The organism is Microcoleus sp. (assembly GCF_049646505.1).
GTDB lineage: Bacteria > Cyanobacteriota > Cyanobacteriia > Cyanobacteriales > Microcoleaceae > Microcoleus.
In genome coordinates this window covers 1-10208 of sequence record NZ_JBARVX010000416.1, presented here as the reverse complement: position 1 = coordinate 10208, position 10208 = coordinate 1, and the positions used below count along the sequence as shown (strand labels likewise).

At 45.8% G+C, this 10208-nt stretch carries 5 protein-coding genes; all 5 read right to left on the bottom strand.

The window, feature by feature from the left end:
- Positions 1–5288 (bottom strand): AAA family ATPase (locus WBA89_RS20620; RefSeq protein ID WP_424409071.1); only part of this gene is annotated, 5288 nt, incomplete at its 3' end.
- 248 nt (positions 5289–5536) lie between these two features.
- Complete coding sequence (locus WBA89_RS20615) at positions 5537–6010, bottom strand: TerB family tellurite resistance protein (RefSeq protein WP_424409069.1); 474 nt, start codon at positions 6008–6010, stop codon at positions 5537–5539.
- Between the two features lie 142 nt (positions 6011–6152).
- Positions 6153–8102 (bottom strand): M61 family metallopeptidase, encoded by a 1950-nt coding sequence (locus tag WBA89_RS20610; RefSeq protein WP_424409068.1) that lies wholly within the window; start codon positions 8100–8102, stop codon positions 6153–6155.
- Positions 8099–8779: a Crp/Fnr family transcriptional regulator gene (locus WBA89_RS20605; RefSeq protein ID WP_424409066.1), complete on the bottom strand. Its 681-nt coding sequence runs from the start codon at positions 8777–8779 to the stop codon at positions 8099–8101. The genes WBA89_RS20610 and WBA89_RS20605 overlap by 4 nt, the downstream gene beginning before the upstream one ends.
- Before the next feature lie 230 nt (positions 8780–9009).
- Positions 9010–9858, bottom strand: a complete 849-nt coding sequence (locus tag WBA89_RS20600; protein WP_424409065.1) for a 3'(2'),5'-bisphosphate nucleotidase CysQ family protein — start codon at positions 9856–9858, stop codon at positions 9010–9012.
- Between the last annotated feature and the right edge of the window lie 350 nt (positions 9859–10208).

Here is a 10208-nt window from a genome sequence, read left to right as displayed (position 1 = left end):
TTCATCGAGTCAATCATCTTCGGCAAATCTTCTACTAAATATTCTAATTCAATCGCTTCTATTTCATCTAAAATTTGTTGCCCGGGTTCGGGAAAGTTGTCTTGATAAACCTGAACTAAATTTATCAAGTCGCTAATATAATCTTTGGCATGATGCAAGTTACCAGAAATAAAGCTCACGGGATTGTTGACTTCGTGGGCTACTCCAGCTACCAGTTGTCCGAGTTGCGAGATTTTTTCTGTTTGAACTAATTGTGCTTGAGTTTGCTGGAGTTGAACGAGTATTGCTTCTAAATCTTCAGCTTTTTGTCTCAATTGAGCTTCCGATGTTTGCAGGGCTTTTTCGGCGCGCTTGCGATCGCTAATATCCCGATTGATCACCAGGCCGTGGGGTTGACCGCCGTACTCCAAAAAGTTTCCTTTTACCTCAATATCGCACAGCGTGCCGTTTTTTCTCTGTATGACAGCTTGACAGGTAAATTCTTCGCGTCTGCTGACAGTTTGTTGGAACTCGGCGAATAAAGGCAGATACTCTGGAAGAATATAATCGGGCGGATTTAACTGCACAAACTCTTGCTCAGAATAGCCAAATATTTGACTTAGTGCGGGGTTAGCTGCAATGACTTTACCCGTCTGCAAATCTATCAGCGAAAGTCCGTCTGCTATTGCCTCAAATATGCTGCGGTACTCCTGTTCTTTTTGGACGATTTCGACTTGGGACTGTTGCAGGTTTTCGAGAGATTCAGCCAACTCGCGGGATTTGTGTTGTTCCTGGGCGTATATACGGGCGTTCTCAATGGCGATCGCCGCTTGTGCCGTTAATAACTGCAACAGTTCCAGGCGATCGCGCGTAAATGCTCCTGTTGCCAGATTATTCTCTAAATATACAATGCCAATCAACTTGGTTTGATACAAAATAGGCGCGCATAAAATAGATTTTGGTTGGTAATTTTGAATGTAAATATCTGATTGGTAAATTGTTTCTTTAGCCGCATGACTCAACACCAGAATTTGCTGAGTTATCCCAACGTACTTGACTATAGAAATAGGAATATCTGCACTATTTTCAACAAGCATTGACTCTTGAAATATTGCTGACTCCTGCTGGATAGTATCTGACACTTCAACAAACAGTTGCCCGTTTCGTTCTAAAATAATACAGCCTTTCTGTGCGCCAGCATTTTCTAAGATAATGTGCAGCAGTTTTTTTAACAACTTTTCTAAAACAATTTCACTATAAATTGCCTGAGATGCTTTGATTACTGTTGCTAAATCCAAAATATTAGCATGACTGGATGTACTCGCAGTTACAGTTGCTGCAATCCGCGATTCTACAGCTTCAGGAAATAAATTCCCATAGTATTGTTCGAGTTGGCGGACTTTTGCTGTTGCGCCCCACTGGATGTAACAAACTCTGGCATTGCTGAGATAATTTTTGACGAAAATCAGCCGGTTTTGGGATAAATAAAATCGGGCTGCTAATTCATTAACCAGCGCTGCATCTTGAATGAAGCCGTTTTCTATTGCGAGGGCGATCGCACTATCGTAGCATTCTGCCGCCTCATACTTTTGTCCCGACAACCGCGCCGCTTCCGCCCGGATGGCTAAATATTTGTGCTGGTAATTTGCAGGGCAGTTTTTCGCAAACTCTCGAAGTTCTTCCAGGCAAATGTTAAACTGTTCTAGGTATAGTTGGCGATCGTCCTCGCTGCTGGCATCTGTACAAGCAGCAGCAAGGGCTACAGCCCGGTGGAAGCAAAAAACCGGACTCAGGAAAGTCCCGGCAACACCTGGTAAGAATTTAGCACCAATATTGGCATATTCTAACGCCCGATCGACCTCGCCAAACCAATTCGCCACGGTTAGTCTGTAGAGATAAACCATAAAAGAAGTCGTCAAATCTGCCGAGGCTTCAGCAAATTCTAATAGCGACTCTTCGTCGATGAAAATTGGGGAATTTTCTGCACTTTCAGCAGCACAAGTAAGCTGAAAAATTGCCGATTTATTGAGCTGAAAAACTGCTAACATATTGCGGTCAATTTTTTGCAAAACAGGTAAAAATTTCTCAACAACTGCGGTAGTTTTTTGCAGCGATTCATTGCCGAAGAAGCTCAGCCAAAGACAATTAACCGCAGCATATCCCGACCACTGATAAGCACCTGTCTCTAAACCGCTATTAAAAGCTTTAAGAATAAAAACCTTCGACTCATCAATATATTTAATGCGGTGCAAAGTGAAAGCCCCCCACATATGCAAAATATAAGCACCTAACTCTTTAGCATCCCAACGTTTGTAGAGAGTTAAACCCAGTTCTCCTGCTGCCAAACCAGCCTCAATTTCGCCATATTTAACAATCAAAGTAAAAGCATACAAAATGTAGCCCAAGGCGGAAATCCGGCAATTTCCGTGTTCGATTGTCGCCTGCACCAACTTCATCCCACACAAAAAATTAGCGTTGGAATTTGTCAAAAAAGCGATCGGAAAAAGTTCTTTCAAAATCCGGTGGGCGGCGAGTTGCAGCGGATCGGTGAGTGTCGGTAAATCGGCTAAATCGGCAATGGATTCCCCAATCATCTCCTTCGTCTTCGCCAACTCCCGCAGCAAATACCCATCATCCGGGTAAGCCTCAAACTCAATTCCCAACAATTGCAGCGTTTCAATACCCAACTGATAAGCAGCAGGTAAATCATTTTTCATCCGCAGACAAATCATTTTCAATTCATTAATCTTACACCGTTCTAACAATGTCCTAGTTCGGGGTAAAATCCCATCTAGAATTTCCAAACCTTCATCATTTTTCCCGTTCAAATATTCCGCTTCGCCGAGTTCAAAATACAGCGCCAAAGTTAACTCATAATTATCTTCCCAGCTTTGGGCCGGCAAACAGTTGCAGCCCGACTGGAAAAAACTCAGCGCCGTTTCAAACGCAGAAGCAGCTTTCGCAGTTTTGCCAGCCTGCAAATTTAACTGGGCTAATTCATACTTTTCGTTTAACTCGCAAATCAACCCGCCAGCAAAATTCAAATGATTGACAATATCAAAAATTCGTTCTTCCCGTTGGGCTGCGGTACTTCTGTGCAGCAACAAACGCCCGATCGCTAAATGCACCGGTGCTTTCTGTACGTCAGGAATCATGGCACAAGCAGCTTGCTGAACGCGATCGTGCATAAATTTGTAGCACACATCTCCGGCCGTTTCCCCCAACTTATTCAACTCTTGGGCCTCAAATACTTGCGGTATCCGATAGCTATTGTCTACAGGTAAAATCAACCCCACCTGCAACGCTTCCCACAAATCCTGCGCTGTTTCCGTCCAAGATTGTCCGCTAGCCACCGACAGTACATCCAAACTAAACTGATTGTCTATACAAGCAGCTAATTGTAAAATTTTTTGGGTTGCAGTTGACAAAGTTTGAATTTTGTCAACCATCAAATCAACAACGTTTTCCGAAATATTTTGGCGTTCAATATATTTAATATCCCACTGCCACTCAGCAGCCTGCGGGTCAAATCTCAACCAGCTTTTTTGATGCAAATACTTCAGCGTTTGTTTGAGAAAGAATGGGTTGCCGTCAGTCTTTTTAACGAGCAAATTTGCTAGCGGCAGCGCTGTTTCAGCAGCACAGTTCAAAGTTTCAGCCACTAATTGAGTAGCGAAATTAATTGTTAGCGGTTCTAAAGTAATAGCTGTCATCGGAACTCCCGCTGCCCGGATTGTTTCGTTGGCCAGCATAAATGGATGTGTCGGGCTGACTTCGTTATCCCGATAAGCAACAATCACCAGCAAGTAAGGGATTTTTTCGAGGCAATTTTGTTCGTACATTTTGACGGTTGCAGCATCTATCCACTGGCAGTCATCGAGAAACATTACTAAGGGATGTTCGGCTGTGGCAATTGCTTGGAGGAATTGCTGCATCACTCGGTTGAAGCGGTTTTGAGATTCTATGGGGCCGAGTTCTGGTACGTCTGGTTGCGGGCCTAAAATAAATTCTAATTCGGGGATTGCTTCGATCGCAATTCCAGCATTAGCATCCAAAACATCGAGCAGTGTTTCCCGCCACAATTCAATCTGACTTTGGCTTTCGGTCAAAATCTGCTGCACCAAACTCCGCATGGCTTGATTGAAACAAGCATAGGGAACATTGCGCTTGAACTGGTCAAATTTTCCCGATATTAAGTAGCCGCGCTGCCTGGTTAAATTACGCAGAATTTCGTGGACTAATGCTGATTTGCCAATACCGGAATAGCCACCTACCAAGACAATTTCACCGCTGCCATTGCTGGCGCGATCGAACGCTTGCAATAATTGTGCTATTTGTTTTTCTCGCCCGTAAAGTTTTTGCGGAATTAACAACCGACTCATCGCGTCTAGTTGTCCGAGAATAAACTGAGAAATTGTAGCTTCACTCAAATTTTGCTTTTGGCAGTTTTCTAAATCTGCTAACAGCCCCGCGGCACTTTGATACCTATCTTCGGCATTCTTTGCCATGAGTTTTTCGGCAATTTCTGCGAAAATTTGGGGAATTTGCGGGTTTAATTGTTGAAGGGGAATTGGTTGTTTGGCAATGTGACAGTGGACTAATTCCAGCGGATCGCTGCTGTCAAATGGCAGTTTTCCTGTCAGCAATTCGTAAAAGGTGACACCTAGAGAGTAGAAGTCGCTGCGGTAGTCTACGGCGCGATTCATCCGCCCGGTTTGTTCCGGGGACATATAGGCGAGAGTTCCTTCTAGGCGATCGGGATTTTTTAAGTGCTGGGTTTCTTTATTTAACCGCGAAGCAATGCTGAAATCTGCAAGTTTTACTTGATTTGTTTCCGAATTTATGATAATATTAGCTGGTTTTATGTCTTTATGAATAATTTGATTTTGATGCAGGAATATTAAAGCTTTTGCTAATTGGATGGCGATGTTTAAAAATTGGGCGATCGGCAATTGGTAAGGCGCGGTTGCTGCTGCGGTAACATTTGTGCTGCTGGCAGCATTCTGGGCCCTTGCCATCAACTGTTTGAGGGATACGCCTCCAAAATCTTCTAGGACTAATACCAAGCAATTCGGGTGAGTTTCTAGCCGATCGACTTTGACAGCGTGTTCGCAATCGAGATTTACGGCGATCTGATATTCGTGTTTTAAGCGAGTTATTTGTTCTAGGGTAGGATATTCTGTATTTAAAACTTTGAGGATGGCAGGCTGTCGGTTTGTCAGCGACACCGCCCGATAAATAACCGTGTTAGTTCCTTGATGGATAAGTTCTTGCAAGTCATAGCCAGAAATCCTTAAAGCTGGCAGCATAATTTTTGATTCCTGTCATTATATTGGTTTCTCTATAGTGCACCATCGTGAATATAAACAACAGAGAGAAATTACGGAGATAAAAATATTAAAATACTACCTTTTGAAACCAGGTTTATACAAACAAAATCCTGCGCTCGCGGGTTGAAAAAGACTGGACGGTTGAAATTACATTATTTTTGCGAACCCGCAGGCAAGTGGACGCAAGTTTGACTGCTGGCGCGGTTTCAACCGCCGATGGTCCCGATCTAGCCTTGGATGAAATCTTCTAATTTCTGAGCCATCTTCTCTACAATTCCCTCGGAATTATCTGCCGCCGATGCTTCGGCTTCAATACGCTTCACCGCATCTTCTGGAAGATTCAGCAACTGCACTAATTTTTGATAAGCTGCGGCTTCTTCAGCGTTAATTTTTGGTTCGTCGGGAGTGCGAGAACTAGAGGCAATGACTTGATAGCCGAGTTGCAAGACTAATTCCTTTTCTGCTTGAGTTTCTAGTTGGTCAATCAACTCGTCAAGGGGGATATTTTGCATGATGTAATCCCGGAGTTCCTGCTGCATTTGTTCTTTTCCGGCACCGGAATCGAACAAACTGCAAAAGCGATCGAGCATTAAATTAACTTCTTCTGTCGCGAGCTCGCCGTCAGCCCAGGCCATTGAAGCAACTATTCTCAGCAGGTTCATTTGGCGGGGCGTAATTGATGGAGGTGGTGGGGTTTGCATAATTTTAATTGGGAATTTGTTAGTTGTTAGTTGTTAGTTGTTATTTGTTATTTGTTATTTCTTATTAGCTAATGGCAACAACTGCCAACTGCCAACTGCTAACTGCCAACTGCCAAATAACAACTGACTACTAACCATGATGTCACAAGTGCGATAGGGGAACTCCCAGCCATCCAGTAAAGTTTTGTTTCTGAATTGCGCTGGGTCGATCGACCGGCACGATCGAGTAACGGCCGGGGCGCGGCCGGGCGAGAGTAACAGAACAAGTCCGCAGTTCGTCTTGGTGAAACACTGTCACCTCTAACGTGTCACCAGGCTGGTAATCTTTCAGCCTTTCGCCCGCTTGTTCTGCGTTGGCTACCCTCCAACCCGCGATCGCCAGCAACTCGTCCCCAGCGTCAATTCCGGCCAACTGCGCCGGAGATTCTGCTTCCACAAATTTAATCATTTCCCGCCCGTTTTCCGTTCCCAAAATCCAACCGGTGCGAGGAATTTGGTTGGTTTCATCTACCGAAACTTGCAGCCCGAAAGGTTCGAGATATTTGTTGTAAGGCAGCTCTTCAGTGCCGTCTACATACCGCGCAAAAAAGTCGCTCAAATCCAGATCGGCGACAGACTCGATCGCCCTTTGCAACTGTTCGGGAGTAAAGCCGATTTCTGTCGGTCGCGCATCAGAATTTAACCGTCCGTTTGATGTTATCTGCCCCGGCTCGGCCTCTGTTGGCGGCTTCAGGTCAAAATCTTCATTTTCAGCAGAACCACCCTTACCAAACTGCTGCCACATCAAACGCATCACATCATCGAGCGATCGGGCGTTACCGTGTTTGGCTCGAATCAACAAATCGAGCAAAAACGAAACAAGTTCCCCTTTCAAATAATAGGAAATCTGCGAATTGTCGCTATTAGCATCTCTGCGATAAAGTTTAATCCAAGCATCCCAGCTCGACTCGCTTGCCGGCTGCACCTTCCGCCCCGGAGTCGTCTCCAAGCGAGTAATTTCCTTCGATAAATTTTGGAAAAAACCTTTCACATTGTAGAGACCAGAACGAAAAGGAATCACCAAATCATAATAACTGGTCGTGCCTTCAGAAAACCATAAAGAAGGAGTATAATTTTCTTGTTCGTAGTCAAACACTTCGAGAGCTTTCGGTCTAATTCGCTTGACATTCCAGAGGTGAAAAAACTCGTGAGCCACCAATTGAATAAAGCGCTCGTATTTTTCCTTAGCCCGAAAACCAAAACGCGGATAGTTGAGAGTGCAGCTTTCCTTGTGTTCCAAACCGCCAAAACCGGCGCCGGACAAATGCAGCAAAAACACATATTGTTCGTAAGGCAAACCGCCAAACATTTCTGCCTCAACTTCTATGACTTTCTTGATATCTTTAATCGCCCGATCCGGTTCTAAATTACCTTTCCCCCAAACCACTAGCTGGTGGGGTTTTCCCATTACTTCAAAATCGTACACTTCGTGACAGCCAATCTCAAAAGGACTGTCGGCCAGGGTATCAAAATCAGCAGCAGCGAAAGTCAGATCCTGCCCGGAAACAGGAGGCAAAGTAGTCACGGTGCGCCATTGGGGCTGCGGCGGTACAGCGGTCACGGTGTAGGTATTGCGCTCGAAACCGGGCAAGAAAAAGCACAAAGCTGCTGGATTGAAATAACCGTGAGTCGAGTCTAAATGATTGGTTCGCACTGTCAGTTCGTTGGCAAAAATCCGGTAGCAAACCGTGACATCTGACACTGAATTTGTCTCGATTTGCCAATGATTTTTGCTAATTTTGCGCCAAGGTAAATTTCGTGAAGCAGAGCTCTCCCGCAGGGAATCGCCCGTTAGCCAAGACTCCGAAGAGGATCGCGCTCGAAAATCTTGCAGGTGGCGGGCGTACTCTCGAATCAAGTAAGAACCGGGAGTCCAGACAGGCATTTTCAAATCCAGCACCGGCTGCGACCAACCTTGCACGCGCAAAGTCACTTCAAACAGGTGGGATTCGGGATTGGGCATCGCCACCCAATATTGAATTGTCGGTGCTGTTCGCTGCGCGATCGCGTTGCCGGCAGCGGAGGAGATATCCAAAGAAGTAACATCAGTCATTGACTTGCTAAATTAATCAAGTGCTTGAGGTTGATCAAATGGATAGTTTGGCGCTCTGGGTCGATTTTGAGCCAGCCTTTACTATCGAGTTTTTCCATAATTTTGCTGGTTTCATCTAAGGTGATATCTGTCACATCAGCTAAGTCTTGATAGGGGATGTTAAAGATATCTTTGCCTTCAGCAGTTTTTTGACCGTAGTTTTCTGCCAGCTCGACTATAGTATTTGCTAGTTTAACCGCTGGTTGGCGGTTGCTCAGTTGAGAGCGCTGATTGGTTTGGCGGAGCCGCCGCACCATCAGTTGCAGCATCCGGTGGTGCAGTTGCGGATCTTTAAACAGGGTTTGGATAAATCGCTGGGCCGTGACGCTGATCAGCCGCACGGGCGATAGAGCAAGTACGTCATTCGATCGCGGAGATTCGTCAAGAATCGCCATTTCGCCGAAGAAAGCACCCCGTCCTAAAATAGCCATCGATACAGCTCGATCGTTTGACAAGCGCCGGACTTTGACCCAGCCGGACACCACAAAATAAATGGCGTTGCCCCAAGAATCCTCCATGACTACAGCTCGGCCCGGGGGATACTCGTGCTTGACGGCATTGGATAGCAGCCCTCCCAAGGTTTCTGGGTTGGCACCCTTAAATAGGGGGAACAGCTCACTGAAAGCTTCTGTCTTCATGCAAACTCGCGGAGTTGGGAAATATGATTGAGCCACAGCGAACAGCTAGGGAACGATCGCTGTTTGAGAAAACCAACAATCTGTTGCTGCTAAATAAGATTGACACAAAGCGAACGAGACCGACATCTCAGACACAGTGAAACTTGCTTCTGGCAGCTTATGTAATTGATGATAAGGGTACAGAGGCGCGCTTCACTTAAAATTGGCAGATTCTTTAATCTTAAACGGGTTTACAAAAGTGTCAGTGCCTTTTGAACTTTGCCCAACAGAGATTCTATGTAGTCGGGCCAGCCGATCGCGATCGACTGCGTGTGAGCCAGGGACTCAGGATCGATCGCATCTTTCGTCCACCTCAGCGGTTGACCTTGCAAGTCGCAACAAACCAATCCGGCGGCTTTTGCTAGAGCCAGGGGGCCGGCGGTATCCCACACTTTAACTCTGCCGTTGAAATACAGGTACAAACCGGCTCGACCTTCTATGACTTCCATCACTTTTAAGCCAAAACTGCCGAGCGAGTAAAATTCGGCACCGGGGATGCTTTGGGCGATCGCCCCGCCGTAGTTTTTCTGGTCTTTGTCTCCGAGAATAATTTTACAATTGTTCGCTGTCGGAGCCGGGGGTTGGCACGGGGCGATCGGCTGCGGCGCTTCGACTCCGACACTTTGGAACAATCCCCAATCTTTGCCTCCAAAATACATTTTGTCAAAAGCCGGGGCATAGATCCAACCGGCCACTGGTTCGGCCTCAACCAGCAGTCCCACCATCACGGCGTAGTGCTGTTTTCCCTGAATAAATCCCTCCGTCCCGTCGATCGGATCGATGCACCACAGCCGCGAGTAATTGGCCGAGTAAGCTGCTCTGGAGGCGATGTTTTCCTCTGCGATCGTGCCGTCTTCAGGAAACAAAGCGTTAAATGCTGCCGATAATTGTCCGTCTAAGTAGCGATCGATACTCGTCACGTAGTCGTCCGGGCCTTTCTGGCAAACTTCAAAAGGTTGCGCCGCCAGCTTGTAAGCTTCCTGGCCGCACTCGCGCATAATGTAGCGAATTTTTTGGTCTTGTTCTGGAGAAATATACATGAGGTTAAAAATAAATGTTTTAGCTAACTTTCAGGATAAAATCTTAGTTCATTTGAATCGATCGATCGACCTGTGTCATTCGATTTTAGATTTTAGATTTTAGATTTTGGATTGATTCCACGGATAAATTCGGGGGCTTGAGGATTTGAGATTTTAGATGCTCCCGATTGATTCGACGGATTGATTCCACGGATCGAGTACGTGGCGGGTACCACCTTTGAAATTCGCTTGTCGCTGTTTTTTACTCCTACAGGATTTGAGCGCGGGTGTCCTTGAAACCCCGTTTGCACTCCGGTCGATCGGGCAGTTGCTGTACCAGCCCCAGACAGGATTCTCCTGGCAATCTCCTA

Coding starts and splice junctions, on each gene's coding strand:
- WBA89_RS20615 (WP_424409069.1), bottom strand. CDS start 6,010: ATGCAAACCCCACCACCTCCATCAATTACGCCCCGCCAAATGAACCTG.
- WBA89_RS20605 (WP_424409066.1), bottom strand. CDS start 8,779: ATGAAGACAGAAGCTTTCAGTGAGCTGTTCCCCCTATTTAAGGGTGCC.
- WBA89_RS20600 (WP_424409065.1), bottom strand. CDS start 9,858: ATGTATATTTCTCCAGAACAAGACCAAAAAATTCGCTACATTATGCGC.
- WBA89_RS20610 (WP_424409068.1), bottom strand. CDS start 8,102: ATGACTGATGTTACTTCTTTGGATATCTCCTCCGCTGCCGGCAACGCG.